This is a genomic window from Streptomyces sp. 6-11-2, assembly GCF_006540305.1.
Taxonomy (GTDB): domain Bacteria; phylum Actinomycetota; class Actinomycetes; order Streptomycetales; family Streptomycetaceae; genus Streptomyces.
In genome coordinates this window covers 6,624,565-6,651,287 of sequence record NZ_BJOR01000001.1, presented here as the reverse complement: position 1 = coordinate 6,651,287, position 26,723 = coordinate 6,624,565, and the positions used below count along the sequence as shown (strand labels likewise).

At 73.5% G+C, this 26,723-nt stretch carries 22 protein-coding genes; 10 read left to right on the top strand and 12 right to left on the bottom strand.

What is annotated here, in order from left to right:
- Nucleotides 1-39: 39 nt before the first annotated feature.
- Both TNCT6_RS29680 and TNCT6_RS29675 read right to left on the bottom strand, forming a co-directional pair.
- Nucleotides 40-582, bottom strand: a complete 543-nt coding sequence (locus TNCT6_RS29680; RefSeq protein WP_141363888.1) for a hypothetical protein — start codon at nt 580-582, stop codon at nt 40-42.
- Nucleotides 583-686: 104 nt separating this feature from the next.
- The gene (locus tag TNCT6_RS29675) at nt 687-1,472 is read right to left on the bottom strand and encodes a glutamate racemase (protein WP_141363886.1); all 786 of its coding nucleotides are present in this window, start codon (nt 1,470-1,472) and stop codon (nt 687-689) included.
- A 39-nt stretch (nt 1,473-1,511) separates the two neighbouring features.
- Here TNCT6_RS29675 and TNCT6_RS29670 point away from each other — a divergent pair, with 39 nt between their 5' ends.
- Both TNCT6_RS29670 and TNCT6_RS29665 read left to right on the top strand, forming a co-directional pair.
- Nucleotides 1,512-2,714 (top strand): glycosyltransferase, encoded by a 1,203-nt coding sequence (locus tag TNCT6_RS29670; RefSeq protein ID WP_141363884.1) that lies wholly within the window; start codon nt 1,512-1,514, stop codon nt 2,712-2,714.
- 178 nt (nt 2,715-2,892) lie between these two features.
- Nucleotides 2,893-4,521 carry an IS200/IS605 family element transposase accessory protein TnpB gene (locus tag TNCT6_RS29665; RefSeq protein ID WP_141363882.1) on the top strand — a complete coding sequence of 543 codons (1,629 nt, stop codon included), beginning with the start codon at nt 2,893-2,895 and terminating at the stop codon, nt 4,519-4,521.
- Nucleotides 4,522-4,542: 21 nt separating this feature from the next.
- On the opposite strand, the gene TNCT6_RS29660 is transcribed toward TNCT6_RS29665, so the two are convergent.
- Nucleotides 4,543-5,940: a TerD family protein gene (locus tag TNCT6_RS29660; RefSeq protein WP_141366916.1), complete on the bottom strand. Its 1,398-nt coding sequence runs from the start codon at nt 5,938-5,940 to the stop codon at nt 4,543-4,545.
- A 296-nt stretch (nt 5,941-6,236) separates the two neighbouring features.
- On the opposite strand from TNCT6_RS29660, the gene TNCT6_RS29655 reads away from it, so the two are divergent.
- The 3 genes from TNCT6_RS29655 to TNCT6_RS29645 all read left to right on the top strand — a co-directional run bounded on the left by TNCT6_RS29655 (nt 6,237) and on the right by TNCT6_RS29645 (nt 8,352).
- Nucleotides 6,237-6,704 carry a DUF6643 family protein gene (locus tag TNCT6_RS29655; protein ID WP_172633088.1) on the top strand — a complete coding sequence of 156 codons (468 nt, stop codon included), beginning with the start codon at nt 6,237-6,239 and terminating at the stop codon, nt 6,702-6,704.
- A gap of 56 nt (nt 6,705-6,760) precedes the next feature.
- Nucleotides 6,761-7,585, top strand: coding sequence for an MOSC domain-containing protein (locus TNCT6_RS29650; RefSeq protein WP_141363878.1), 825 nt, complete (start codon nt 6,761-6,763; stop codon nt 7,583-7,585).
- A gap of 167 nt (nt 7,586-7,752) precedes the next feature.
- Complete coding sequence (locus TNCT6_RS29645) at nt 7,753-8,352, top strand: hypothetical protein (protein WP_141363876.1); 600 nt, start codon at nt 7,753-7,755, stop codon at nt 8,350-8,352.
- Nucleotides 8,353-8,404: 52 nt separating this feature from the next.
- Here TNCT6_RS29645 and TNCT6_RS29640 read toward each other — a convergent pair whose 3' ends face one another.
- A complete protein-coding gene (locus tag TNCT6_RS29640) occupies nt 8,405-9,622 on the bottom strand; it encodes an RNA-guided endonuclease TnpB family protein (protein ID WP_141363874.1) in 1,218 nt (405 codons plus the stop codon).
- Between the two features lie 233 nt (nt 9,623-9,855).
- Here TNCT6_RS29640 and TNCT6_RS29635 point away from each other — a divergent pair, with 233 nt between their 5' ends.
- The gene (locus TNCT6_RS29635; RefSeq protein ID WP_172633087.1) at nt 9,856-12,294 is read left to right on the top strand and encodes a right-handed parallel beta-helix repeat-containing protein; all 2,439 of its coding nucleotides are present in this window, start codon (nt 9,856-9,858) and stop codon (nt 12,292-12,294) included.
- Here TNCT6_RS29635 and TNCT6_RS29630 read toward each other — a convergent pair.
- A complete protein-coding gene (locus tag TNCT6_RS29630; RefSeq protein WP_373996212.1) occupies nt 12,264-14,681 on the bottom strand; it encodes a hypothetical protein in 2,418 nt (805 codons plus the stop codon). The genes TNCT6_RS29635 and TNCT6_RS29630 overlap by 31 nt on opposite strands.
- A 294-nt stretch (nt 14,682-14,975) precedes the next feature.
- Here TNCT6_RS29630 and TNCT6_RS29625 point away from each other — a divergent pair, with 294 nt between their 5' ends.
- Complete coding sequence (locus tag TNCT6_RS29625) at nt 14,976-15,803, top strand: DeoR/GlpR family DNA-binding transcription regulator (RefSeq protein WP_141363870.1); 828 nt, start codon at nt 14,976-14,978, stop codon at nt 15,801-15,803.
- A 111-nt stretch (nt 15,804-15,914) separates the two neighbouring features.
- On the opposite strand, the gene TNCT6_RS29620 is transcribed toward TNCT6_RS29625, so the two are convergent.
- Nucleotides 15,915-17,039, bottom strand: coding sequence for a PLP-dependent cysteine synthase family protein (locus TNCT6_RS29620; RefSeq protein ID WP_141363868.1), 1,125 nt, complete (start codon nt 17,037-17,039; stop codon nt 15,915-15,917).
- A gap of 367 nt (nt 17,040-17,406) precedes the next feature.
- Here TNCT6_RS29620 and TNCT6_RS29615 point away from each other — a divergent pair, with 367 nt between their 5' ends.
- Nucleotides 17,407-17,730 (top strand): hypothetical protein, encoded by a 324-nt coding sequence (locus tag TNCT6_RS29615; RefSeq protein WP_141363866.1) that lies wholly within the window; start codon nt 17,407-17,409, stop codon nt 17,728-17,730.
- A 182-nt stretch (nt 17,731-17,912) separates the two neighbouring features.
- On the top strand, nt 17,913-18,464 hold the full coding sequence (locus tag TNCT6_RS29610) for an ATP-binding protein (protein WP_141363864.1): 552 nt from the start codon (nt 17,913-17,915) through the stop codon (nt 18,462-18,464).
- A gap of 441 nt (nt 18,465-18,905) precedes the next feature.
- Here TNCT6_RS29610 and TNCT6_RS29605 read toward each other — a convergent pair whose 3' ends face one another.
- The 5 genes from TNCT6_RS29605 to TNCT6_RS29585 all read right to left on the bottom strand — a co-directional run bounded on the left by TNCT6_RS29605 (nt 18,906) and on the right by TNCT6_RS29585 (nt 24,660).
- Entirely contained in the window at nt 18,906-21,467 is a 2,562-nt protein-coding gene (locus tag TNCT6_RS29605) for an ABC transporter permease (protein ID WP_141363862.1), read from the bottom strand.
- The gene (locus TNCT6_RS29600; RefSeq protein ID WP_141363861.1) at nt 21,464-22,240 is read right to left on the bottom strand and encodes an ABC transporter ATP-binding protein; all 777 of its coding nucleotides are present in this window, start codon (nt 22,238-22,240) and stop codon (nt 21,464-21,466) included. Before TNCT6_RS29600 ends, TNCT6_RS29605 begins: the two co-directional genes overlap by 4 nt.
- Nucleotides 22,237-22,449, bottom strand: a complete 213-nt coding sequence (locus TNCT6_RS29595; protein ID WP_141363859.1) for an SHOCT domain-containing protein — start codon at nt 22,447-22,449, stop codon at nt 22,237-22,239. The genes TNCT6_RS29600 and TNCT6_RS29595 overlap by 4 nt, the downstream gene beginning before the upstream one ends.
- A gap of 261 nt (nt 22,450-22,710) precedes the next feature.
- On the bottom strand, nt 22,711-23,949 hold the full coding sequence (locus TNCT6_RS29590) for an ROK family protein (RefSeq protein ID WP_141363857.1): 1,239 nt from the start codon (nt 23,947-23,949) through the stop codon (nt 22,711-22,713).
- A gap of 60 nt (nt 23,950-24,009) precedes the next feature.
- Nucleotides 24,010-24,660, bottom strand: a complete 651-nt coding sequence (locus tag TNCT6_RS29585; protein WP_141363855.1) for an alpha-ketoglutarate-dependent dioxygenase AlkB — start codon at nt 24,658-24,660, stop codon at nt 24,010-24,012.
- Nucleotides 24,661-24,728: 68 nt separating this feature from the next.
- Between TNCT6_RS29585 and TNCT6_RS29580 the strand changes: the two genes are divergently transcribed.
- Nucleotides 24,729-25,859, top strand: a complete 1,131-nt coding sequence (locus TNCT6_RS29580; protein WP_141366912.1) for a methyltransferase — start codon at nt 24,729-24,731, stop codon at nt 25,857-25,859.
- Here TNCT6_RS29580 and TNCT6_RS29575 read toward each other — a convergent pair.
- Nucleotides 25,849-26,721 carry a ketose-bisphosphate aldolase gene (locus TNCT6_RS29575; RefSeq protein ID WP_141363853.1) on the bottom strand — a complete coding sequence of 291 codons (873 nt, stop codon included), beginning with the start codon at nt 26,719-26,721 and terminating at the stop codon, nt 25,849-25,851. The two genes, TNCT6_RS29580 and TNCT6_RS29575, sit on opposite strands and share 11 nt — an antisense overlap.
- Nucleotides 26,722-26,723 lie beyond the last annotated feature (2 nt).

The following is a 26,723-nucleotide window of genomic DNA, read 5'->3' as shown; positions in this document are numbered from 1 at the left end:
CGGCCCTCTTCGAGGGACCGGCCAGGCCGCTCGGGCAGGTCAGACCTTGCCGCGGGCCGACGGGTGGAGGCGGTCCCTGATCACGTGCACCGCCGTCTCGGCGTTGTCGATGGTGATCGTGAACGTATGGCCGTCCCACATGCGCAGTACGACCCCCTCACCGCGGCGTACGACGACCGCGGTGCCCTTCTCGGGCCGCCACCGGTAGCCCCAGCCGCCCCAGTGGCGCGGGGTGACGTGGGGCGCGAACTCGGCGCCCGCGACATGGGCGAGCGGGATGCGGCGGCGCGGCAAACCGATGTGCCCGCAGCGCACCTCCAGGGACTCATGGTCGACCCGTACGGCGACGTGCACGAAGGCGAGGGTGCCGAAGAGGACCAGCAAACCGGCCGCAATGCAGCCCACGACGGACATCACCAGCGGGGCGACACCGGAGGTCCAGGCGGAGTCGACGGCCAGCTCGATGCCCAATGCCATGCAGGCGGCGCCGGCCAGCGCCAGCAGCCACTGCATCCGGTTGGTGGCCCGTCCGGTCCACACCTCGGGATGGGAACTGTTCTCGGGATGGGGGTCGTCCCTCATACCCATGAGGTTACTCAGGTTTCGCTGCGCGGGTAGCGCGTAGCACACGGTGACGGGACCGGGCGGCCGCACCCGGACGGGACGCGCCGGGTGGCCGGCCCGGCTCAGCGGGCCGGGGCCACCTGCTGGAGGAGACGCCCTTCCGCGTAGGCCAGGGCCGGGGCGGGCAGGACGCCCTCCCGTCCGTTCAGCAGCACGGTCACGCCGCCCTCGGCCGCGCTCTCCGGTTCGGGCCGGGCGCCGATCCGGCGCAGCGCCTGAGCGGCGACAGCGCCCGCCGAGCCGCGCAGGACCGGCGGCGGGCCGTCCGGCTGCCCGACCGCGGCCCGGATACGGTCGGCGACCAGCTCGTAGTGAGTGCAGCCCAGGACGACGGTCGTCACGTCCGCGGGGGTGAGCACGGCGGCCGCGGCAACAGCCTCGTCGATCGCCGTCTGATCCGCGTGCTCCACTGCCTCGGCAAGGCCCCAGCACGGCACCTCGGCAACCGGCACGCCGTCGGCGAAGTCACGGATGAGGTTCCGCTGGTAGAGGCTGCCAGTGGTGGCGGGCGTCGCCCAGATGGCGACGGGCCCGCCGCCGGCCGCAGCCGGTTTGATCGCCGGCACCGTACCGATGACCGGCAGGTCCGGTTCCAGGGCGGCCCGCAAGGCGGTGAGCGCGTGCACGGTCGCGGTGTTGCAGCCGACGATCAGGGCGTCCGGGCCGTACGCGGCGGCGGCCTCGGCAACGGCCAGGGCACGCTCGATGAGGTCCTCCGTCGTGCGTCGGCCCCACGGCATGCCCGCAGGGTCCAAAGAGAGCACGAGATCTGCGTCGGGACGCAGCCGCCGTACCGCGGCAGTGGCCGCCAGCAACCCGATCCCGGAGTCCATGAGCGCGATCTTCACCCGGCCACGATAGTCGATCCCCTCGAACCGGCCGCCCGGGTGGGGCAGACTGCGCAGGTGAGCGTGATCGAGTGGAGTGCCGTCGGATCACTCGCCGCCTGGCTGTGGCTGCTGCTCTGCCAGGGCTTCTTCTGGCGTACGGACGTCAGACTTCCACCCCACGAGGACCCGGCCCCGGACGACTGGCCGTCGGTGTGCGCCGTCGTCCCCGCACGGGACGAGGCCAGCGTCCTGCCAGAGAGCCTCCCCTCCCTACTCGCCCAGGACTATCCGGGCCGGGCGGAGGTCTTCCTGATCGACGACGGCAGCCGCGACGGCACCGGGGAGCTGGCCCGCGAACTGGCACGGCGACACGGCGGGCTGCCGCTGACCGTTGCCTCACCGGGTGAGCCGCCCACCGGCTGGACGGGCAAGCTGTGGGCGGTACGCCACGGCATCGGCCTGGCACGCGCGCGTAAACCCGCCTACCTGCTGCTGACGGACGCCGACATCGCCCATGCCCCGGACAGCCTGCGCCATCTGGTGGCGGCGGCACGCACCGGGGGCTTCGACGTCGTCTCGCAAATGGCCCGCCTGCGCGTTGAAAGCCGGTGGGAGCGACTCGTCGTACCAGCCTTCGTCTACTTCTTCGCGCAGCTGTACCCCTTCCGCCGAATCAGCCGCCGCAGGGCGCGGACAGCGGCGGCCGCGGGCGGCTGCGTGCTGCTGCGCGCCGAGGCCGCCGAGCGGGCGCAGATCCCGGACGCGATCCGGCAGACGGTGATCGACGACGTCGCCCTCGCCCGGGCCGTCAAGGCCGGCGGCGGCCACATCTGGCTAGGGCTCGCCGAGCAGGTGGACAGCGTGCGCCCCTATCCGCGACTGCGCGACCTGTGGCGGATGGTCTCGCGCAGCGCCTACGCGCAACTGCGCCACAACCCACTGCTGCTGCTCGGCACGGTCGCCGGGCTGGCGCTGGTGTACCTGGTGCCGCCGGTGGCGCTGGCCGTGGGCCTGGCGGCGGGCGACGCGGGGGCGGCGCTCGCCGGTGGTTCGGCCTGGCTGGTGATGGCGGCGACGTACGTCCCGATGCTCCGCTACTACCGGCAGCCTCTGTGGCTCGCTCCCCTGCTGCCGTTCACCGCGTTCCTCTATCTGCTGATGACGGTCGACTCGGCGGTGCAGCACTACCGGGGCCGCGGTGCGGCCTGGAAGGGCCGCACGTACGCGCGTCCGGACGCCGTGCCCGACGAGGGGTTGTGAACTGCTGGCGTTTGACTGTGGCTGGGCGTGTTCTGGTGCGTATGAGTGAGCATGGCGTGCGTGAAGGCGCGCGGTCTTTGGAGGCGACCGGGAGTTCTGGTTTCGAATGCGTGACCTTCGGCCGGGAGTGGTCGTTGGGGGCGGTGAGGGGTTCTTCGGCTTCGGGCGGGGGTGGGCGATGGGTGGGCTGCGTGAGGTGGCGGCGCCGTTCGTGGTGCCCGGCCCGTCCGGGGTGGCGATCCGTTCCGGTCTCAAGGGTTTGACCGTGCAGGACGAGACGGTCCTGCGCCAGGTCGGCGCTCTGCTCGGCTCGCTGGCCTCCTGCGACCTGAAGGCGCGCTGCGCGGCGGGGTCGGCTCACGACGGTGAGCAGTGGGCGCGGCGGAAGCGGGCGTTGACCGGGCAGTCGTCTTCGCGGTGGGCTGGCAGCATCACCAGGTCCGCGCATGACCAGTGGGCGCTGGCCCGGCGCGGGCAGCTCGCCCACCTCCACAGCCTGCAGGCAGGCGTCGAGACGATCACGCACCGGCTCGCTCAGCCCGTCGGGGCCAAGGGCAACAAGGGAGTGCCGGGCGGTTACCGCTCCCGGCGGGAGTGGTTCGCCAAGTCCCGGCGGCTGCACGTGCTTCAGGACCGGCTGGAGCAGGTACGGGCCGACTGGGAGGCCGGACGGGTGCGGGTGGTGCGCGGCGGCAAGAAGCTGCTCCACACCCGGCACCACCTCGAAGCCGCCGGGCTGACCGAGGCGCAGTGGCGGCTGCGATGGGAGGCCGAGCGGTGGTTCCTGCAGGCCGATGGCGAGTCCGGCAAGCGGTACGGCAACGAGACGATCCGCATCACACCCGGCGGTGAGGTGAGCATCAAGCTTCCGGCTGCCCTGGCCGGGCTGGCGAACGCGCCGCACAGCCGGTACGTGCTCGCCGGCCGTGTTCACTTCCACCACCGGGCCGAGCAGTGGGCCGACCGCATCGCCGTGAACCGTGCGGTGGCCTACCGCATCCACTACGACACCGGCCGAAACCGCTGGTACGTGACCGCCTGCTGGCAGAACCCGCCTGTGCGAACCGTGCCGTTGGAGACTGCTCGTGCGGGTGGGCTGGCCGGGGTGGACATGAACGCCGACCACCTGGCCGCCTGGCGCCTGGATGAGCACGGCAACCCCGTCGGCGAGCCCCACCGCTTCGACTACCGGCTGACCGGCAGCGCACAGCACCGCGACGCACAGGTGCGCCATGCCCTGACCCGTCTGCTGCACTGGACGGCGCGGCACGGCCTGGCCCTCGCAATCGAGGACCTGGACTTCACAGCGGACAAGACCCGGGAGAAACACGGACGCCGCAAACGGTTCCGCAAGCTCATCTCCGGGATGCCGACCGCCAGGCTGCGGGCACGGCTGGTGTCGATGGCGGCCGAGCTGGGCGTCACCGTCGTCGCCGTCGACCCGGCCTACACCAGCCGCTGGGGCGCCCAGCACTGGCAGAAACCGCTGACCACCAAGGCGCGCAAGCCCACGCGGCACGACGCTGCCGCCGTGGCGATCGGACGACGCGCCCTGGGATGCCCGATCCGGCGACGGACGGCACCGCCCCCACACGACCGGAGCGATCGTGTGGGGCATCGGACCGTCCAGGCCGCACCGGGCAGCCCGGGGCGTGAGGGACCCCGCCCCCGCATCCCCGGACCACGGACACGATCCGCCGGCGCCGGACGCGGAGCGAAAGCGGGCGACCAGTGTGCCCACAACCGTTCGGGACACACGGCTGAGCACGAGCCCTGGCACCAGGACTCACTCCCGCTCAGTCTCTAGGAACGGTGAGCGGGTGAGCGTTCACTTGCGGCCGGGGGTCCAGTTCATGCCCCAGCCGTAGGCGCGGTCGATGGTGCGCTGCGGGCTCACCCCGCGTTCGGGCACCAGATAGCGGGCCTCCCGCTGGACCACGAGGTCGCCGCCGGTGTTGGTGATCAGGGCGAGTGCGCACACCGTCGAGGGCACCGTGCACTCGTCGAGGGAGAAGTCGACGGGGGCGCCGTGCTGCGGCTGGAGGGTGACCGTGGCGTGCAGGTCGGCGAAGGAGCGGGCGCCTTCGTAGATGGTCACGAAGACGAGGATGCGGCGGAAGTCGCCGCTGTGGTCGAGGTTGATGGTGAGGTTCTCGCCGTCGGCGACGGCGCCGGTGCGGTCGTCGCCGTCGAGGTGGATGTACGGCGGCTGGTGCAGCGCGCCGAAGGCGTTGCCGAGGGCCTGGACGACGCCCTTGCGGCCGTCCGACAGCTCGTAGAGGGCGCAGAGGTCGAGGTCGAGGTCTCTGTGCATGGCCACCGCACGGCCGCGCTTGCTGCCCCAGCCGGAGAACTGTTTGCGCATCTCCCAGTTGAGGTTCACGCGCATGGCGCCCGTGGTTCCGCCCTGCTTGGTCAGCGACACCGAGGGGGCCGCCTTGGTGAGCGTCACCTTGCTCAGGCGGACCGGGGCCGCGGCGGGCGTGGACGTGGCGGGTGCTTGCGTGGGCGTGGCGGGTGCGGGTGTGCCGAACGGGGTCGCGGACGTGCCGGGCTGAGGCATGGTGACCGGGGGCGTGACCGGCGGCGGAAGGGGAACCGGCGGTCCGACCGGCGGCGGGGGCGTGGCCGGGAAGGGGGCCGGCGCGGGTGGCGGCGGCGCCATGGCGGGTGCCCGCGGGGCCGGCGCCGGGGGCGGCGTGTGCTGCGGCTCGTCCACGGTGATGCCGAAGTCCGTGGCCAGGCCCGCGAGTCCGCTGCCGTAGCCCTGGCCGACGGCCCGGAACTTCCAGGCGCCCTGACGGCGGTAGAACTCGCCGAGCACGAACGCCGTCTCGACGCTCGCGCCGGCGCTGTCGAACCGCGCGGCCACCGTGCCCCGAGCGGCGTCCCGGACCTCGATGTAGAGGCCGGGCACCTGTCCGAAGGTGCCGCCGTCCGCGGAGGCGGCGAGCACCACCTTCTCGATCGAGGGCTCCACGCGCGCGAGGTCGACGAGCAGGGTGTCGGTCACCTGGCCGCCGAGGGTGTCCTTGCCCTCGTACCGGACCGCGCCGGAGGGATGGGCCGGCTGGTTGTAGAAGACGAAGTCCGCGTCGGAGCGCACCTTTCCCCCCACCAGCAGCAGCGCCGAGACGTCAGCGTCGGGGACGCCCGGACCGGGGCGCCAGCCCACCTCGACGCGCAGGGCGGTGGCGGGCACCGGCGTGTTGGACCCCTTCGGCATGGACATCTTTCGCCCCCATCACATGTCGGACAAGCCGTGGCTCCGGCGGCCCGTCGGCTCGCTACCCGACCAACCTAAGCCCGACGACACCGAACTCCCACGAGAAGCACCGGAACACGCCTGGCCGACCGCCGGTAACCCGGCCTGAAGATCCGCCTATACAGCATCCGAGCCTCGCTCGATGCCCCTTTTTAGCCAAGTTCGCTCATATTGGGGACTTCACGTCACCGCCGACACGGAAAACAACCCTCTTATCGGTCTCCCCAACCAGCACATCGTGGGCTTTACTTATGGCCATGACCTCCCCCCGCTCCAGTTATGGCGGCGGCTACTACTCCGCCTCCTTCCCGGACACCCCGATCTACGACTCGCTCGTGGCCGAGCGAGGAACCCCGCAGATCGCCCCCATCCGTGTTCCGGCGCCGTACGACACGGGCAGCCACCTGACCGGGGGCGGCCCGATGAGCACCGGCAGCAACCTGCCCGCGCTGCCCTCGGCGCTGCCCGCCCTCCCGGCGGCCCCGCCCCAGCCCTCCTACGGCTACCCACAGGCGCCGCAGCCCGTCCCCCCGCAGCCGGCGCCCACGGCCTACATCCCGCAACAGGCCTCCGCGCCGCGCGGGTATCCCGGCCCGCAGCAGCCGCAGCCACCACGCCCGATGCAGGGCGGCACCGGCTACGAGGCCATGCGTCCCGCCACTCCCCGGCCTGCCCCGGCGCCCTACCAGGACCCGTACGGCAACCAGCAGTACCGCGGTTACTGATCCGCTCCGGTGCCGTCCGCTCCCCGGCTATCCGTGCCGCCTGGCAGGATGAGGCCATGGGGAACGCGGAACTGCACGCGCTGCACATCCACCCGGTCAAGGCGCTGCGAGCCGTCCCGCTCGCGGAGGCTGTCGTCCAGCCCTGGGGGCTGGACGGGGACCGGCGCTGGGCGCTGATCGACGACGGGGGAAAGGTCGTCACACAACGCCAGCAGCCGCACCTCGCGTTGGCCGCCGCCGAACCCGAGCCCGGCGGCGGCCTCCGCCTTTCCGCGCCCGGACGCGCCCCGGTCACCGTCTCCGTCCCCGCGCCGGGCGACACGGTGACCGTGGAGATCTTCGGCGAGAAGGTGGAGGCCGTCCCGGCGGACGCGGCCGCCCACGCCTGGTGCAGCGGCCTCACCGGGGACGACGTCCGCCTGGTCCACCTGGACGACCCCGCCACACGCCGGCCCGTCGACCCGGCCTACGCCCTGCCTGGCGAGACGGTGAGCTTCGCCGACGCCTTCCCGCTGCTGCTCACCACGCTCTCCTCACTCGCCTCCCTCAACTCCCTGATCGCCGAGGGGGATCACGTCGGCGAGGGCCCGCTGCCCATGAACCGCTTCCGGCCCAACGTCGTGGTGGCCGGCACCACCGCCTGGGCCGAGGACGACTGGTCGCGCATCGCCATCGGGGAAGTCACCTTCCGGGTCGCCAAGATGTGCGGACGGTGCGTGGTGACCACCACCGACCAGGCCACCGGAACGCGCGGCAAGGAACCGCTGCGCACCCTCGGCCGCCACCGCCGCTTCGGGGGCGAACTGGTCTTCGGCCAGAACCTGGTGCCCGAGTGCACCGGCACCATCCGGCTCGGCGACCCGGTCACCGTCCTCGAATGACGCCCGGCCACGGGCCGGGAACCCCGGAGCGCGGACCGGTCGTTGGGCTTTCGTGAGGAGTTCGTGAGAATGCCCGGCCCGAGGTGATTTCCCTCTCTCTTCGGCCGGCGAGGGGGCGAACTGCCCCGGCCGGGGTTATCACGGAGGGGAAGGGGGGTTCGGTAACCGTGCGAGCGATCAGCGGACTCTGGCGCTGGCGGCACAACCCGCTGCGGCGCAGGACCGATCTCGTCGAGGCCTGGGTGGCCCTGGCGGCGCTGCTGCTCGTCCTGGTCGCCGCCCCCGTGATCGGCTCCCTCGCCGGTTCCCTCGCCCAGGACGCCCTTCAGCAGTCCGTGCGCGAGCAGCGCCAGTCCCGCCACCCGGTGGCGGCCACGGTAGTGCGGATACTGAACCGGCCGGACCCCGACCCCGAGATCACCACGGGACGGGAGCTGCGCAGCCGCGTCCTCGCCGACTGGACGGCCCCGGACGGCACCCGGCAGCACGGCCCGGTCACGACGGGCCTGGGGTCCCCCCACCCCGGCGACCACTTCACGCTGTGGACGGACGGGCACGGCCGCACCGTGACCCGCCCCCTGGACTCCACGACGGCCACGACCCATGCGGTGCTGGCCGGTTGCGGCGCGGGCATGCTGGCCGCGGGCCTGGTGGAGGGGATACGCCGGCTGATCGTCTGGCGCCTGGTCCGCCGGCGGTACGCGCGCTGGGACCAGGCCTGGGACCGCGCGGGCCCGGACTGGGGCCGTACCGGCACCGGCAGCTGACGGCCTTTGGGCTCTGTTGACTTCCTCCCCGGGCTCAAGCTCGGGGATTGCCCTATGAGGGGGTTCGGCCGGTCGCCCGGCTTACGGGTTCCTGCTTCACGGACCGGCTGGTGCCAAGGTCTCCACAGGCTGAGACCGCATGTCCTGCGGCCTTGATGTTCTTCGCGGCGTTCACGTCGGCATGGTCGCGGTGTCCACAGCCTGGGGCTTTGCACCGGAAGACCGCTTGACTCTCGCGGTTCCCTTCCGTGACGAAACCGCAGGCGGAGCACCGCTGCGACGTGTACGCGGGGTTGACTTTCACCACGCGCGTGCCCGTGTAGCGGGCGGCATTGGTAAGGGCGAGTTCGAGGCGGTGCCACCCCTTGTCCAGGATGGCCCGGTTGAGCCCGGTCTTCTGGCGGACGTTCCGGCCGGGCTCGGCCACAGTGCCAAACCCGCCGGCGGACATGTTCTTGATCCGCAGGTCTTCGAGAACCACCAGGGCGTTCTTCGCGACGATCCGGGCGGCCCTCTGCGCGCAGAAGTCCCCACGCCGGTCCGACACCCGGGACATGATGCGGCCCATGGCCGTGATCGTCTTGTGCCGGTTCGCGCTGCCGCGCTTGGACCGGGCGAGGCGCTGTTGCAGACGCCGGTACCGGACGATCTCGCCGGCGGTGATGAACGGCCGGCCGTGGAAGTCGCCGTCCGAGGTGACGACGGCGGTCTTAACCCCCCGGTCGATGCCCACGGCGGTACCGGGCATGGCGTGCTGCTCGGGAGCGGCGGCCTGGTCGTCCACGAGGAACGACACAAACCACCGGCCTCCCTTGCGGGACACGGTCGCGGAACGGATCTCACCACCGAGGGGGCGGGACCAGCGGAAGCGGACCCAGCCCAGCTTCGGCAGCTTGGCCCGGCCCCACTTGCGCCCCAGCCGCTCCACCCTGATCTGCCTGGCGTCGGGGAACCGGAACGACGGCGACCAACGTGCCTTCGACCGCCACCGCACCTTGAACGTGCCATGATCCCGGCAGGCCCGGTCCAGATCCTTGAGCGTCTGCTGCAATGCGTGCGACGGTGCCGCCTTCAACCACGGGTGCTCACGCTTGGCGTCGGCCAGCTCTGCGCACTGCGGCACGTAGTTCATCCACGCCCCGCGCCGCCGGTATTCCCGACGCTGCTCCAGGGCTGTGTTCCACACCGACCGGCAGATAGCACCGAACTCCTCACACATCTCCTCTTGTTCGGGCGAGAGGTGGAGCAGGTAGCGGCGACCGGACAGCATGACAACACCCCCCTTCAACTGGTGCGATCAACATAGCGCGCGCCACTGACAACGCAGAGAACACCGCCGCTACGCGGCTCCGCACCAAGGATGAGCTAACCCCATCCTGAAGAACGGGGCTTGCGCTCAAGAGATCCGGTCAACCGAGCGTCCGCGCGCACGCTACGGTGGACCGGCCGATGCACTCGGCATCAACCAACCCGCGTACGACGAGGTGGGGGCACAGCAACGCCATGGCACAGGGCACGGTCCAGGTGACGCACACCGGCACATCGCGGTGGCGGCGCCGCACGGGTGAGTACACATCGCTCGCCGCCGCCCTGGAGGCCGCGGCCGACGGTGACGTGCTCACCGTCGCCCCGGGCACCTACCGGGAGAACCTCGTCGTACAGCGGGCGGTGACCCTGCGCGGCCCCGAGGGCGCCCCGGGCTCGGTGCGCATCGCCCCCACGGAGGGGGTGCCCCTGACCGTGCGTGCCTCCGCGGTCGTCCAGGACCTGCACGTCGAGGGCCAGGACTCCGCCGCGCCCGCCCTGTTGGTCGAAGAGGGTGCGCCGGAACTCAAGGACGTGCGGATCGTGACCCGGTCCGCGGCCGGCATCGAGGTGCGCGGCGGCGCCCGGCCCACCGTGCGGCGCTGCACGGTCGACAACCCGGCCGGTGTCGGCATCGCCGTACTCGACGGCGGCGGTGGGGTGTTCGAGGAGTGCGAGGTCGTCGCGGCCGGGCAGTCGGGCGTGGCGGTCCGCGGTGGCGCCCACCCCCGGCTGGAGAACTGCCGCATCCACCACGCCTCCGGCGCGGGCCTGACGGCGACAGGCGACAACTCCGCCCTGGAGGCGGTGGGTTGCGAGGTCTACGAGGTCCGGGGCAGCGGTGTACAGATCACCGGCCGGGCCACCGCGCACCTCACCGACTGCGATGTGCACCGCACCGCCGCGGACGGTGTCACGCTCGACACCGACGCCGTGCTGACGCTGGCCGACTGCCGCATCCACGACATCCCGGAGAACGCGGTGGACCTGCGTTCCCGCTCTGTGCTGACGCTGACGAGGACGACGGTGCGTCAGTTCGGGCGCAACGGCCTGTCGGTGTGGGATCCGGGCACGCGTGTGGACGCCAACCAGTGCGAGATCTTCGACAGCACCGGCGACTACCCCGCGGTGTGGGTCAGCGACGGCGCCACCGCGGTGCTCGACTCCTGCCGGGTGCACGACGTGCCCGACGCGCTGTTCGTGCTGGACCGCGGCTCCCGCGCGGACGTCGTCGACAGCGATCTCTCCCAGGTGCGCAACACGGCGGTTTCGGTGAGCGACGGCGCCACCGCGCAGCTCGACGACTGCCGGATCAAGGACGCGGCCACGGGCGCCTGGTTCCGCGACCACGGCAGCGGCGGCACGCTCAACAACTGCACCGTGGACGACACCCAGACCGGCGTGATCGTCACCAAGGGCGCCGACCCCACCATCGAGCGGTGCACGGTCACCTCCCCCGCCGAGGCCGGTTTCTACGTCTCCGCCGGGGGCCGCGGCAGCTTCCTGGGCTGCCGGGTGACGGGCAGCGGCGGCTACGGCTTCCATGTGATCGACGGCTGCCGTACGACGCTCAGGAAGTGCCGTACGGAGCGGTGCGCCCGCGGGGGTTACGAGTTCGCGGACGGCGGGCCGGACACCGGGGCCGGGTCGGGCCCCGTGGTCGAGGACTGCACCAGCGACGAGAGCGGCGGCGTGCGCCCGCTCGTGGCCCGGGAGGCGGCCGTGCAGACCACGCCCCCGTCCACCGGCCTGCTGGGCGCGATCCCCGGGCAGCGCACCACCGAGCAGGAGCCGCTGGTGACCGCCGGTGAGCCGGAGGTGCCCGCGCGGACCGCGAAGGACGTCCTCGGCGAACTCGACACGCTGGTCGGCCTGGACAGCGTCAAGCGGGAGGTGCGCGCCCTGACCGACATGATCGAGGTGGGCCGGCGCCGTCAGCAGGCCGGGCTGAAGGCCGCCTCGGTCAAGCGGCATCTGGTCTTCACCGGCTCCCCCGGCACCGGCAAGACCACGGTCGCCCGGCTGTACGGCGAGATCCTGGCCTCCCTCGGTGTCCTGGAGAAGGGCCACCTCGTGGAGGTGTCCCGCGTCGACCTGGTCGGCGAGCACATCGGATCCACCGCGATCCGCACCCAGGAGGCCTTCGAACGGGCCCGCGGCGGAGTGCTGTTCATCGACGAGGCGTACGCGCTCTCCCCGGAGGACGCCGGGCGCGACTTCGGCAAGGAGGCCATCGACACGCTGGTGAAGCTGATGGAGGACCAACGGGACGCGGTAGTGGTGATCGTCGCCGGCTACACGGCGGAGATGGAACGCTTCCTGTCCGTCAACCCGGGTGTGGCCTCCCGCTTCTCCCGCACCATCACCTTCAGCGACTACGGCCCCGACGAACTGCTGCGGATCGTGGAGCAGCAGGCGGAGGAGCACGAGTACCGGCTGGCTCCGGACACGACCGAGGCTCTGCTGGCGTACTTCACCGCGGTCCCCAAGGGTCCCGCGTTCGGCAACGGCCGCACGGCGCGGCAGACCTTCGAGGCGATGGTGGAGCGGCACGCCGGCCGGGTCGCGCAGCTCGCCGAGCCGAGCACGGACGATCTGACGCTGCTCTACGCCGAGGACCTGCCCACGCTGCCCTGAGAGCCGGGCCCGCTCGGCGGCTCCGGACCGGTGTCCGCTTCCGAGGCGGGTGCGTCGGGCCGCCCGTGCCGGGGCGACGGCAGGTCCGGGCGCAGCCGCGCCAGCAGCCGGCGGCGTTCCTCGTCGAAGGCCGGGTCCGCCTGGTAGTCGGAGTGGCCGAGGATCGGGGCGGGCAGCGGATGGCGTGCGGTGCGGCCGTAGGCGAGCGGGTCCTTGAGCGGGGCGCGGTCCACCTCGGGGCCGCAGTCGCCGGGCAGCCGGACCGGGCCGCCGATGGGGTCGGTGAGCCGGTACAGGTTGCGCCAGCAGTCGACGTCCCGGTGCAGGGCGCCGAGCGCGGCCGGGCCGAAGTGGGCAGGGAACCAGCGTCCGTAGAGCCGTTCCAGCGGGGATCCGTAGGTCAGCAGGGCGACCCGCTTGCGGACCGGCGGGGTGAGCTGCCAGGCCGCGGCGGCGGCCAGCACACTGCCCTGGGAGTGCCCGGACAGCACCAGCCGTCCGCCGGTAGCCCGGGTCCAGGTCGCCATCCGCCAGGTGAGGTCGGGCACGGCGCGTTCGGCGTAGCAGGGCGGGGCGAAGGGGTGGGCGGCCCGCGGCCAGAAGGTGCCGACGTCCCACAGGATGCCGATGGTGCGCCGGGCGGAGGCGTCCTTGTAGGCGCGTCGGCCCCAGGTGATGAAGAGTATGAAGCCCAGTCCGATGAGCCAGGAGCCCAGTGCCTGCGCGGTCTGGGCCGCACCGTGCAGGACGGGGTGGGTTCCCGCCGCGGCCCCGGCAGGTGTCCGGTCGGTGCCGAGGGCGCCGACGAGTGCGCCGGCGCCCAGGAGGAGGGTGACGGCGGAGGTGGTGCCGACCAGGAGGGGGCCGTCGTCGGTGAGGGTGGCCGTCGCCCGGGTGCGGGCGATCCGCCGGGTGCGCTCGGGGTCGGCCGGCTCGCCGGGGTGGTCGCGTTCCACCGCGAAACGCTCGGCGCGCGCGAGCCGCCGGGCGCGCCGGGCCGGCCGGGCACAGAGCGCCAGCAGCACGACGAGCAGCGGCGGGATGACGGAGGCCTGCCAGGTGAGCAGGACCGGCGGGCCCGGGATCGAGGCGCCGGTGCCGTCCAGCCAGTCGGCCACGCGCTGGCAGACCCCGCCGGACATCACGCCGCCGAGCGCGCAGGCCAGCGTCGCGACCGCGGGTCCGCCCAGGCCCCGCAGCGCGGCTCGCGGGTCGGGGCGGGTGCGGTACAGCGCGTGGGCGACGGCGGCGAGGGCGACGACCAGGAGGCCTTGGCCCAGCGCGATGCCGCCGAAGGCGGTGTCGCCCGCCAGCCGGCCGGTGGACTGCCAGCCCGGGCGCGACCATCCGGCGTACACGGCGGTGAGCAGGAGCAGCAGGAGGGCGCCGAGCGGCAGCCGCCGGACGAGGTGGCGGTCCAGCTGCCGGTCGAGCAGGTGCTCGGTGCGGCCGCGACGGCAGACGACCCAGACGACGGCGGCGGACCACACGAGCAGGACGGTGAGCAGGAGCCGGCCCACCGTGTCGAGGGCCTGGGAACCGCCGGGGCCGCGGTCGAGGGCCGCCGTGGGCACGGCGATCGTCGCGGCGACCGTCAGCAGGCCTGCGGCGGTGTGCGCGGCGCGCAGCCTGGCCACCAGTCGGCGCCCGTACCAGAAGCCGGGACGGCTCAGGGATCCGTTGCCGGTGCCGTCCTCGGGCTCCGGGTCGCGGGAGATCGGCTGCTGGGACTCGTAGGCGCTCCAGGTGCGGTGCGCCAGGTACCACAGCAGGCCGGTGAGCGCGGCGGGCACCAGGGCGGCCAGGGCGAGGCGGCGGCCGGGCGTGCTCCACCAGCCGCCGGCCTCGGGCGACAGGAAGCCCAGCCAGGAGTGCCGTGCGGCACACGCGTGCGTGCCCGCGCACTGCCAGGCCGTGAGGTCGAGGGCGACCTCGCAGGCGGCGGCGACGAGCAGCACCGTCAGGGTCAGCCCCGCCAGCCGCACCAGCAATCCGTACAGGCTCACGGCGCGCGGGCGGCCGGGGGCGGCGGGGCGCATCCAGTGGGCGAGGTTGACGACCATGAACGGCAGCAGCAACAGCCACAGGGCGCGGGCGCCGTTGCCGGAGGTGAGGTTGCACCAGACGTACGCCTCGGGCACCGGCGTGCCACGGGGCTCGCTCTCCTCGTCCGGGCGGCTCTCGGCGTCGACGTCCTCCGCGCGCCGGAAGACGGCCGCGGTGTCGTCGCCGGTGATCCGCACCGTGCGCGGGGCGTCCAGCATCTTCTCGGGCGTGGTGCCGCCGACGCCGTGGACCAGGAGTTCCAGGGTGCGTCCGGTCGGCTCGTCAGGTGCGGCGGGGCCGTCAGCCCCGGCGGTCTCCGGTTGCCGCTGCGCACGTTCCACTGTTCGCACTTCCCCCGTGACGCGTCCGTCGGTCTGTGTCCGTGCGGACACCAGGATCGCCTCCCGTGGCACGCGGCACATCCCTCGTCACCGAATCTCCCCGATCCGGGTGACGAGAGGCTCGTACGGGAGGGCAACGATGTCATGCGCGCGTCGGTCGGGCGATGGCGCGGTGCGGACCGCCCCGTGAAAGGATGGGACGTCCGCGCGCCGGAGGACATGACGGACCTTCTCGTCGCCGGCGGCTGCGCGGGGCGGGTCGGACGGCTTGAGGCGAAGGGAACCGGAGCGCACGTGAGTGAGAATCAGAACCTCCTCGCGGAGCAGCGGCGCGCACTGATCCTGGACGAGGTCCGGCGCCGCGGCGGTGTCCGGGTGAACGAGCTGACCCGGAAGCTCGGCGTGTCGGACATGACGGTGCGCCGCGATCTGGACGCGCTGGCCCGGCAGGGCGTGCTGGAGAAGGTGCACGGCGGCGCGGTTCCCGTGGTGGAGGCCAGTACGCACGAGCCGGGCTTCGAGGCCAAGTCGGGTCTGGAGCTGACCGCCAAGGAGGACATCGCGCGGGCAGCGGCCGGGCTGGTCTCGCCGGGCACGGCGATCGCCCTGTCGGGCGGTACGACGACGTACGCGCTGGCCCAGCACCTGCTCGACGTGCCCGATCTGACGGTGGTCACCAACTCGGTCCGGGTCGCGGAGGTCTTCCACTCGGCGCAGCGCACCTCCGGCCGGCGACAGGGCGCGGCGACGGTCGTGCTGACCGGCGGAGTGCGCACGCCGTCCGACTCGCTGGTGGGTCCGGTGGCCGACCAGGCGATCGCCGCGCTCCACTTCGACGTGCTGTTCCTGGGTGTGCACGGGATATCGGCCGAGGCGGGCCTGTCCACGCCGAACCTGGCCGAGGCCGAGACCAACCGTCGGCTGGTGCAGTCGGCGCGCCGGGTGGTGGTGGTCGCCGACCACACCAAGTGGGGTGTGGTCGGCCTGAGTTCCTTCGCCGCGCTGGACCGGATCGACACGCTGGTGACGGACGCGGGGCTGCCCGCGGAGGCACGCGCCGAGATCTCGGAGCACCTGCGGCTGGTCGTGGCGGGCGAGCCCGGGGACGAGACGGACGCCTGAGGGGCCGTCAGCGAGGGCGCGCCGTGCCCCGTCCGACCGCCCGCCCACTCCGCTGCCACTCCGGGGCCGGCCGGTCCCGAGGACCTGGACCGTCCGGCCGTACCGGCCCTCTCAGCTCGGCCACTCGCCGGTCGTCAGGAACGACTCCAGCACCTGTGTGTACGGGGCGCTGTCGAGGCCCTGTGCGGTCAGCCAGGCGTCGGAGTAGTACTTGTCGAGGTAGCGGTCGCCCGGGTCGCACAGCAGGGTCACGACACTGCCCTGGCGGCCCTCCGCCAGCATTTCGGCGACGATCTTCAGGGCGCTCCACAGTCCCGTCCCGGTGGAGCCGCCCGCCTTGCGGCCGATGGCCCGCTCCAGGGCGCGTACGGCGGCCACGGCGGCGGCGTCCGGCACCTTCATCATGCGGTCGATCGCCCCGGGCACGAAGCTCGGCTCCATGCGCGGCCGCCCGATGCCCTCGATACGCGAGCCGCAGTCGCAGGTGACGTCCGGATCGCCGGTGGTCCAGCCCTCGAAGAAGCACGAGTTGTCGGGGTCGGCGACGCAGACGCGGGTGTCGTACTGCATGTAGTGGACGTAGCGCGCGATGGTCGCGGAGGTGCCGCCGGTGCCCGCGGTGGCGACGATCCACGCCGGCTCCGGGAAGCGCTCCAACTCCAACTGCCGGAAGATGGACTCGGCGATGTTGTTGTTGCCGCGCCAGTCCGTGGCCCGCTCGGCGTAGGTGAACTGGTCCATGTAATGGCCCCCGGTCTCGGCCGCGAGGGCGACGGAGGCCTCGTACATCGTGCGCGGGTCGTCCACGAAGTGGCACCGCCCGCCGTGGAACTCGATCAGGCGGCACTTCTCGGCGCTGGTCGTGCGCGGCATGACCGCGATGAAGGGCACGCCGATCAGCTTCGCGAAGTACGCCTCCGAGACGGCCGTCGAGCCGCTGGATGCCTCGATGACCGGGCGGCCCGGGCGGATCCAGCCATTGCACAGCCCGTACAGGAACAGCGACCGCGCCAGCCGGTGCTTGAGGCTTCCGGTCGGGTGGGTCGACTCGTCCTTCAGGTACAGGTCGATGCCCCACTCCTCGGGCAGCGGGAAGCGCAGCAGATGGGTGTCGGCCGAGCGGTTGGCGTCGGCCTGCACCTTGCGGACGGCTTCTTTCAGCCAGTCCCGGTATCCGCTGTCGCTGCGGTCGACGTCGAGGGTGTCGCCGGTCCGGCGCTGCTCGGTGGTGCTCACGGCGGGGCTCCTTACGCTGTGCGCCGGCAGCGTCCCGCGCGGCCGGACACGCTCGATGATAGACACCTTCAACACGCTTCTCACCTGCATAAACGCATCTTTGAGCGGCTCAAGGAGACGCTTGGGAGCAGACCGAGCCCGGGCCGATCCGCGGCGAGGGGGCGCACGTGTGGGGGCGCGTTCGCGCGAGTGCTCCGGGCGCCACCCGCGAGCGCTCCCCGCGCACTGGTGCTCCGTGCCGAAGGCGTGCAGACTGCACCGCGGCGGGACGAAGCGCCCGCCGTGACACACGGGATCTCGAACGAGCCGGGCCGGCTCGTGGACCAGGCGGAGCGGGAGCCGGCGACACGCACGAAAGGGCGGGGAGATGGCCGAACCGGAGTTCACGGCCACGGGCGTACGCATCGACAAGCGGCTGCGCTCGCTCACCCGGGCCGGACGGGTCCGGATCCGCGACGGCAGGCTGGAGCTGCTGACCAGCTACGGCAGTGAGATCGACAGCGCTCCGGTGCAGTCGGTGCGCGCGTCCCAGCCCTGGTACGCGCCGGACGACCGGGCGCTGGCCGACCTGGGCGGCCAGCGGTACCTGCTGACCCTGGGCGACCACGACCCCGCACCGGGCGAGCCGGGGCCGCCCGCGGCCCGCCGGTTCGTCGAGGCCGTCCGTCGAGCGGCGCGGCGCGGCGGCTGAGCGAGGCGAGTTGCGTGACCCCACACCGTGGGCCACGCTTGTCTCACGTCACTCAGGGTTTACCGGCGATAACGCTGCGAACCAGCCCGCCGGCCAGACAGCAGGCGGCAATGTCACGCAGGCGTCCTGCTGCATCCGAAACGTCGTGTTCTTCCGGACCTCAACGTCGGGGAGTCGCAGCCGTGATCAGTCACCCGAGCAGGCACTGCACGGTGGAGCTCCAAGCCCTGCCGTCGCGGATCGGCCAAGTCCGCAGAATCGTATCGGCGCACTTGCGCTACTGGCATCTGGACCCTCTGATAGACCGGGCCGCGCTCGGTGTGACGGAGCTGTTGACCAACGTCCACCGGCACGCCCGGCCCGACAAGCTGTGCACCGTGGAGCTCGAACTGCTGCTTGAGCGGCTCACGGTCTCCGTGCGCGACCACGACCCTCGGCTCCCCGTGGTGGAGAAGATGGGAGACATTGCGCCGCTGGCCACCGAAGGGCGGGGGCTGGCGATGGTGGCCGCGATGAGCGAGAGCTGGGGCGCGCGGCCGGACGGCGAGCAGGGCAAGGTCGTCTGGTTCACCCTGCCGACCGCCGCCCCCTCGGTCGCGGTGCCGGCCCGGGCACCGGCGCTCGTGACCGCGGAGCGGTCCGCGCGCCGCTTGGCCGAGGCCGCCTCCGCGCTCGACGGCGTCCGGCCCGTCCGGCCGGTCCACGCTCCGGCTGGCTCCGCCGTCGTCGGTTGACCGCGTCCGCCGTGGTCGGCTGACGGGGGCGGCGGCCGGGGCAGTGACGGGCCGAGGGCGGTGACGGGCCTTAAGCCGTGACGGGCCGTAGGCCGTGACGAGTCCTGGGCGGTGACGGGTCCCGGGCGGTGACGGGTCCTGGGCGGTGACCGGGTTGCCGTCCGGTCACCGCCCGGTGGTGTGCCGCACCCCAGCGGCCACCGCCCGGTGGTGTGCCGCAGCCCGGCGGTGGCCGCCGGGCCGGTGACCGCCGGGACCGGAGTCGCAGTAACCGCCGGGCCGGAGTCCCGCAGTGACCGCCGGGCCGGTAACCGCCGGGACCGGAGTCGCAGTAACCGCCGGGGCCGGAGTCCCGCAGTGACCGCCGGGCCGGTAACCGCCGGGACCGGAGTCGCAGTAACCGCCGAGCCGGAGTCGCAGTACCCCACCCGGCCCCGGTGCTCACTCGGTGGCGATGGCCCTCAGCACGTCCAGGCGGGCGGCGCGCCGGGCCGGGCGCAACCCCGCGAGCCCGCCCGCCGCGATCCCCACCAGTGCCACCACGAGCAGCTGCGCCGGAGGTACCGCGAAGGCGAACGCGGTGCCGCTCTCGCCGTCGGACGCCTTCACCAGCACCCAGCCGAGGAAGGCGCCCAGGGCGAGTCCGCCCGCCGTGCCGAACGCGGCGACCAGGACCGATTCCCAGCTGACCATGGCCCGCAGCTGGGACCGGGTCTGGCCGACGGCCCTGAGCAGACCGAGTTCGCGGGTCCGCTCGTGGATCGCCAGGGTCAGGGTGTTGGCGATGCCGAGGAGTGCGATGAACACCGCGAGGGCGAGCAGCGCGTAGACCAGGGTGAGCATCATGTCGATCCCGGCCGCCGAGGACTGCGCGTACTCGTCGCGGGTCTGCACCTGCGGGTCGCCGTACCGGGCGGCGACCCGCTCGACGGCTGCCTTGCCCGACTGCGCGCTCACGCCGGGCCGGAGGGAGACGGCGACGAGCCTGTCGGAGTCCTGGGTGCGGTGCGGAGCCCAGGCGGAGCGGCTGACGATGTAGTCGCCGGCGAGTTCGGACCGGCCGTAGACCGCGCGGACGGTGAAGGTCCGCCTGGTGCCGTCGGCGAAGGTGAGCCGTGCCCGGTCCCCCGTCGTCAGGCCCCGCCGGTCGGCCTCGTCGCGGGTGACGGCGAGGCCGTCGGTGCCCAGGCCGTTCAGGGAGCCGTCCACGGTTCCGAGGTCGAAGGTCCGGGCGAGCGCGACCGGGTCGGTGACGGTCAGGGCCCTCCCCTCGCCGTCGACCTCGGCGACGCCCCGGCCGAGTCCGACGGCCGTGTCCACCTCGGGCAGCCGCTGGATCGCCCCGGCCAGCCGGGGGCTCAGGCCGCTGCCGCCGGCCCCGAAGGAGGGGGTGCTCACGGCGAGGTCGCCGGCGAAGGACCGGGAGACGGTCTGGTCCATGGTGGCCTTGAGCGAGGCTCCGAAGACCGTGAACAGGGACACGACGGCGACCCCGATCATCAGCGCGCTCGCGGTGGCCGCGGTGCGCTTCGGGCTGCGCAGCGCGTTGCGCCGGGCCAGATGGCCGGTGATGCCGCGCAGCCGGCCGAGGGGGCCGCCGAGCAGGCGGACGGCGGTGGCGGAGGCGACCGGGCCGAGCACCACGAAGGCGGCCAGGGCGAGGACGGCGCCGACTCCGGCCGCCCATACGGACGGGGAGACCAGGACACCGGCGAGGGTCGCGGCGACGGCCGTCGCGGCGAGGACCGCTCCCGCCACGGCGCGCGGGCGGGAGGCGCCGGAGGTGTCCACGGCCGTCTCGCGCAACGCGGCCATGGGCGCGGTGCGGCCGGCCCGTACGGCGGGCGTCAGCGCGGAGCCGAGGCAGACCACGACACCGACCACCAGCGGCAGTGCCATCGACAGCGGCCGGACGACCAGGCTGCCCTCCGGGAAGGGGAATCCGATCGCCGGGAACAGCGCCTGGAGCCCGGCGGCGATCCCGATGCCGCCCGCCAGCCCGGCGGCGGACGCGGTCAGGGCGACGGCGCTCGCCTCCACGAGGGTGGCGGCGGTGACCTGCCGGCGGGAGGCGCCCAACGCCCGCAGCAGCGCGTTCTCGCGGGTGCGCTGGGCGACGACGATCGCGAACGTGTTGTGGATGGAGAAGGTCGCCACCAGCAGCGCCACGCCCGAGAACACCAGCAGGAACGTGGTGAAGACGGTCAGGAACTGGCTGGAGACCATGTCGGTGTTCTCCCGCGCGGCCTCCTGGCCGGTGACCGCCTCGACGCCCTCGGGCAGTACGGGAGTCAGCCGCCGCACCAGCTCGGCCTGGCTCACCCCGGGTCCGGCCCGGACCCCGATGCTCGCCGCCCCTCCGGGCCGGGCGGTCAGGTACTTCTCGGCGTCGGCCCGGGTCAGTCCGGTGAAGGTCACCTGCGCCATGCCGTCCTCGCCGCCGAAGGTCGCCAGTCCCACGATCGTCACCTCGACGGGGTCGGGGGTGCGCAGCGTCGTGGTGTCGCCGATCCGCAGGCCGCCCTTCTTCGCGGCGCCGCGGTTGACGACGGCCTCGCCGGACTTCGCGGGGGCGCGCCCCTCGGCGAGCCGGTACGGATTGAGCTTCGGGTCGGTGATCCAGTTGCCGGCGAGGGTGGGCGGACCCTGGCCGCCGACGGGCTCGCCGTCGCGGCCCAGGAGCTGGCCCGCACCCTGGATGTCCGGGGCGGCGGCCGCGACCCCGGGCAGCCGCTCGATGGTCCTCACCAGCGCGGTGTCCACCGGCCGGCGTACGCCCTGGCCCTCGCCGGCCGCGGTGATGACGTCGGCGCTGCGGACGACGGCGTCCGTGCCGTCGGTCGCCTTGCCGAACATGGAGTCGAAACTGGCCCGCAGGGTGTCGCCCATGACCAGGGTCCCGGCCAGGAAGGCGACGCCGAGGAACACGGCGAGGAAGGTGCCGGCGAAGCGCCGCCGGTGGGCCCGCAGGGAGGAGAGGCTCAGGCGGAGGGAGGCGTTCACGTCCGCACCTCGAAGGCCTTCATCCGGTCCAGGACCCGGTCGGCGGTCGGGGACTCCATACGGTCGACCAGGCGTCCGTCGGCGAGGAAGAGCACCTCGTCGGCGTGGGCGGCGGCGACCGGGTCGTGGGTGACCATGACGACCGTGCGGTCCGTCTGCCGCACCGCGCGGCCGAGCAGGCCGAGCACCTCCTGGCCGGAGCGGGAATCGAGGTTGCCGGTGGGCTCGTCGGCGAAGACGACGTCCGGGCGGGCGGCGAACGCGCGGGCCACCGCGACGCGTTGCTGCTGTCCGCCGGAGAGTTCGGCGGGCCGGTGGTGCAGGCGGTCACGCAGGCCGACGACCTCGACCAGCGCGTCGATCCACTCGGGATCGCCCCGCCGGCCCGCCAGATCGAGGGGCAGCGTGATGTTCTCCGCGACGGTCAGGGTCGGCACCAGGTTGAACGCCTGGAAGACGAAGCCGACGCGGTCGCGGCGCAGCAGGGTCAGCCGGCGGTCGTCGAGGCCGCCCAGTTCGGTGTCGCCGATGAACGCGCTGCCGGAGGTGAGCGTGTCGAGCCCGGCCGCGCAGTGCATCAGGGTGGACTTTCCGGAGCCCGAGGGCCCCATGATCGCGGTGAAGCGCCCGGCCGGGAAGCCGACGCTCACGCCGTCCAGGGCCCGTACGGCGGTGTCACCGGCGCCGTGGACCTTCACGGCGTCGACGACCCGCGCGGCCGTCCTGGTGGCGGATGTGGTGGAAGAGGCGGTGGAGGCGGGCGTGGTGGTCACCGGGCACCGCCGGTGCGGCCGAACTGCTCCTCCAGCACCGACAGCCGGCGCCAGGGCCCGGTGTCCATGCCGCGCCAGGGGGCGCCGCGGCCGCGCCGGGCGGTACGGCGCAGCAGGGTGACGGCGCCGACGACGACGGCCGCCCAGAACAGCGGGAAGAAGAGGATCCACGGCCCGGGGCCGCCGTCCCAGTTCGCCAGGGTCTGCATCTAGGTTCATCTCCCTCGAGGGGTCTGCCGAGAGGCTGCGGAGAAGTTCTCCGGTGCTGCGTCGACAGTGGCTCGGGGAGGGGCTCCGGGTCGTCGTACGGCCAGCGGCAGTGCGGCTACCTCCCGGGGAGTACGCGGGCGTGCCGCGGCTGCTCCGTGCGGCCCGCCCCGGCGTGCGGGACGGATCCGGCGCGGGCCCGCGGTCCGGCGGGCGGGGAGCCGCGGGCTACCGCGCGGGAAGTACGGGGGCGCCGGGCCGGGTCAGGTCAGGGCGGCCAGCGGGTCGTCCAGGACCGGCTGCCAGGCCAGTTCGGCCGCGCCGACCAGGCTGTTGTGGTCGAGGGTGCAGGAGAGGATCGGGACGACGCCGCTCCGGCCCCACAGGCTGCGGTCGGCGACGACGGCGCGCAGACGGTCGGGGGCGGCGTCGAGCAGGGTGCGGTGCAGGCCGCCGAGGATGATCCGGTCCGGGTTGAGGATGTTCACCAGGCCGGCCAGGCCCAGACCCAGGCGGTCGACGAGGGCTTCGACGGCCCCGCGGACGGCCGGGTCGTCGTACTGGTCGCGGATCAGGTCCTCGGCCTGTCGCAGCAGGGACACCTCGGGGCCCGGTTCGCGGCCCGCGGTGGTGAGGAACGCCAGCGGGTCCGTCTCGACGTCCAGGCAGCCGCGGCTGCCGCAGTGGCAGGGACGGCCCTCGGGGTTGACGGTGAGGTGGCCGACTTCCAGCGCCAGGCCCGAACTGCCCGTGTGCAGCCGCCCGTCGAGGACCAGCGCGCCGCCCACGCCCCGGTGCCCGGTCGCCACGCACAGCAGGTCGCGGGCGCCGCGCCCGGCACCGTGCCGGTGCTCGGCGAGCGCGGCGAGGTTGACGTCGTTGGCGGCGAAGGCCGGTCCGGCGATTCCGGCCGCGCGCACGCACTGCGCGAAGATGCGCCGCACCGGTGCTCCGGCCGGCCAGGCCAGATGGAGCGGGTTGAGGGCGAGGCCCTCCGGCTCGGCGACCGCGGACGGCACGGCGAGTCCGGCGCCGACGCAGCGCCGGCCGGTCGTGCGGAGCAGCTCCGCGCCGGCCTCGACGACGGAGCCGAGCACGTCGGCCGGGTCGGCGTCGACGGTCCCGCGGCCGGGCGCGGTCGCCACGATCCGGCCGCCGAGGCCGACCAGGGCGGCGCGGAATCCGTCGGCGTGCACCTGCGCGGCGAGGGCGACGGGCCCGTCCTCGGCGACCGCCAGGCGGTGCGAGGGGCGCCCCTGGGAACCGGCCGCCGCGCCGGGCCGGGCATCCACCCGGATCAGACCCAGCGCCTCCAGTTCGGCGGCCACCGCGCCGGCCGTCGCCCGGGTCACGCCCAGCTCGGCGGTGAGGACCGCGCGGGTCGGGGCGCGCCCGGTGTGCACGAGTTCCAACGCGGGCCCGAGCGCGCCGCGCCCCCGGTCCAGCCGGGTCCTGGAGGTGCTCCCTTCCCCCGCCGTCCGGGGGTCCGCCTTGCCGCTCATGGGGGCGAGTCTCCCATGATCCGTACATCCGGTGACCAGCGACTCGTCCGGCGGGCCGGGCTAGAGGCCGCTCACCCTGAGGGTGAGGTTCAGCCGGCCGGTCAGCCCCAACTCGGCTGGTGCCGTGCCCGGATGGACGCGCGGCACCCCGTGGTAGGCGAGGCGGGACGGCCCGCCGAACACGAACAGGTCTCCGCTGCGCAGTTCGACGTCGGTCCAGGGCCGAGTGCGGGTCCCGGTGTTGCCGAAGCGGAACACGCACGTGTCGCCGAGGCTCAGCGACACCACCGGCGCTCCGGACTTCTCGTCGCTGTCGCGGTGCATGCCCATGTGCGCCTCGGCGTCGTAGAAGTTGATCAGGGCGATGTCGTACGGCGCCGGGCCGGCCGCGCGGGGGCCCAGCGCGTCGGTCACCGCGCCGCGGGCCAGCTCGTCCAGCCACGCGGGGAACGGCTTGACCGGGGCGCCGTCGCCGTCGACGGCGGTGTCGGCGTAGCCGTACGGGTACCAGTGCCGGCCCAGGCAGACCTGCCGGGCGGTCATCGTGCCGCCGCCGGGAGTGCGCACCGTGCGCAGGCCGGCCGGCGGGCGGGCCCACTCCCGGCAGGCGGCGAGCAGCGCGCGCTGCCGGGCCGGATCCAGCCAGTCCGGCAGGTGCACGGCGCCCGGCGCGATCTGCCTGCGGTCGCGCGGGAACAGCTCGGCGTCCATGCTTCCCATCCTGCCGGACACGGCGTGAGCTGCGGCTCCGCTAGCCTTGACGAGCCATGAACGACCGTATGACCACACCGTGGGGCGAGCTGGAGCTCGCCCGGTTCCCGCAGGACCCCCGTGACCGGCTGCGGGCCTGGGACACCGCCGACGAGTACCTGCTGGGGCACCTCGACGAGCAGGGGACCAACCTGTCCGGGACCGTCGTGGTCGTCGGCGACCGCTGGGGCGCCCTGGTCACGGCGCTGGCCGGGCACCGGCCGGCGCAGATCACCGACTCCTTCCTCACGCAGGAGGCGACTCGCGCGAACCTCGCCCGGCGCGGCGCGGAGCCCGGCGCGGTGCGCCTGCTGACCACGCAGGATCCCCCGCCCGGCCGGATCGACGTACTGCTGGTGCGGGTGCCCAAGAGCCTGGCGCTGCTGGAGGACCAGTTGCTGCGCCTGGCGCCCGCGGTGCACGAGGGCACGGTCGTCGTCGGCACCGGGATGGTGAAGGAGATCCACACCTCCACGCTGACGCTGTTCGAGCGGATCCTCGGACCCACCCGGACCTCGCTCGCGCGGCGCAAGGCCCGCCTGATCCTCTGTACGCCGGACCCCTCCCCGGAGCGGCCCGCGAACCCGTGGCCGCACACCTACACGCTGCCCGACGGCATCGGTGCCGCCTCCGGGCGGACCGTCGTCAACCACGCGGGCGTCTTCTGCGCCGACCGGCTCGACATCGGCACCCGGTTCTTCCTGCGGCACCTGCCGGACGGCGACGGCCGCCGGGTGGTGGACCTGGGCTGCGGCAACGGCGTCGTCGGTACGGCGCTGGCGCTGGCGAACCCCGGCGCCGAGGTGCTGTTCACGGACGAGTCGTTCCAGGCCGTGGCCTCCGCGGAGGGGACGTACCAGGCGAGCGGCGTGCCGGGGCAGGCCGAGTTCCGGGTCGGCGACGCGCTGGCCGGGGTGCCGGCCGGCAGCGTGGACCTGGTGCTGAACAACCCGCCCTTCCACTCGCACCAGGCGACCACGGACGCGACGGCCTGGCGGATGTTCACCGGGGCGCGGCGCGCGCTGCGCCCCGGCGGCGAGCTGTGGGTGATCGGCAACCGCCACCTCGGCTACCACGTCAAGCTGCGCCGGCTGTTCGGCAACAGCCGGCTCGTCGCGAGCGACCCGAAGTTCGTGGTACTGCGGGCCGTCAAGAGGTAGGTGCCGTACGGCGCGAGCCGATCACGCCGATGAGCCGCTCCACCTCCCCCACCATCGCCTCGCGGCCCACGCTGAGGTACTTGCGGGAGTCGACCGCCTCCGGGTGGGCGGCGAGGAAGTCGCGGATCGCGGCGGTCATCGCGAGGTTGAGGGCGGTGCCGACGTTGACCTTGGCGATGCCCCCGGTGACGGCGGCGCTCAGTTCGCCGTCGGGGACGCCGGAGGAGCCGTGCAGGACGAGCGGCACGTCCAGCGCTCCGGCGAGTCGCTCGATGAGGTCGTGGTCGAGGGCGGCGGCGCGCTCGGTCATGGCGTGGGTGCTGCCGACGGCCACGGCCAGGGCGTCCACCCCGGAGCCGGTGACGAACGCGTGGGCCTCGGCGGGGTCGGTGCGCGCGCCGGGGGCGTGGGCGTCCAGCGGCGGCGCGCCGTTCTTGCCGCCGACCTCACCCAACTCGGCCTCGATCCACAGCCCTTGGGCGTGTGCCCAGGCCGCGGCGGCGCTGGTCGCGGCGAGGTTCTGCGCGTACGGCAGCCGGGAGGCGTCGTACATGACGGAGCTGAAGCCCGCGTCGGCCGCCTGGCGCAGCAGGTCGTCGCTGTGCACGTGGTCGAGGTGCAACGCGACGGGTACGGTGGCGCGTTCGGCCGCCGCGGCGGCGGCGCGGGCGAGTGGCAGCAGCCGTCCGTAGCGGAACATGACGGCGTTCTCGCTGACCTGGAGGACCACGGGCACGCCGGCCGCCTCGGCCCCGGCGACGACGGCCTCGACGTGTTCCAGCGTGATGATGTTGAAGGCGGCGACTGCGGAGCGCGCGGCGGCCGCGTGGGCGACCAGCTCGCCGGTGGCTGCAAGCGGCACGG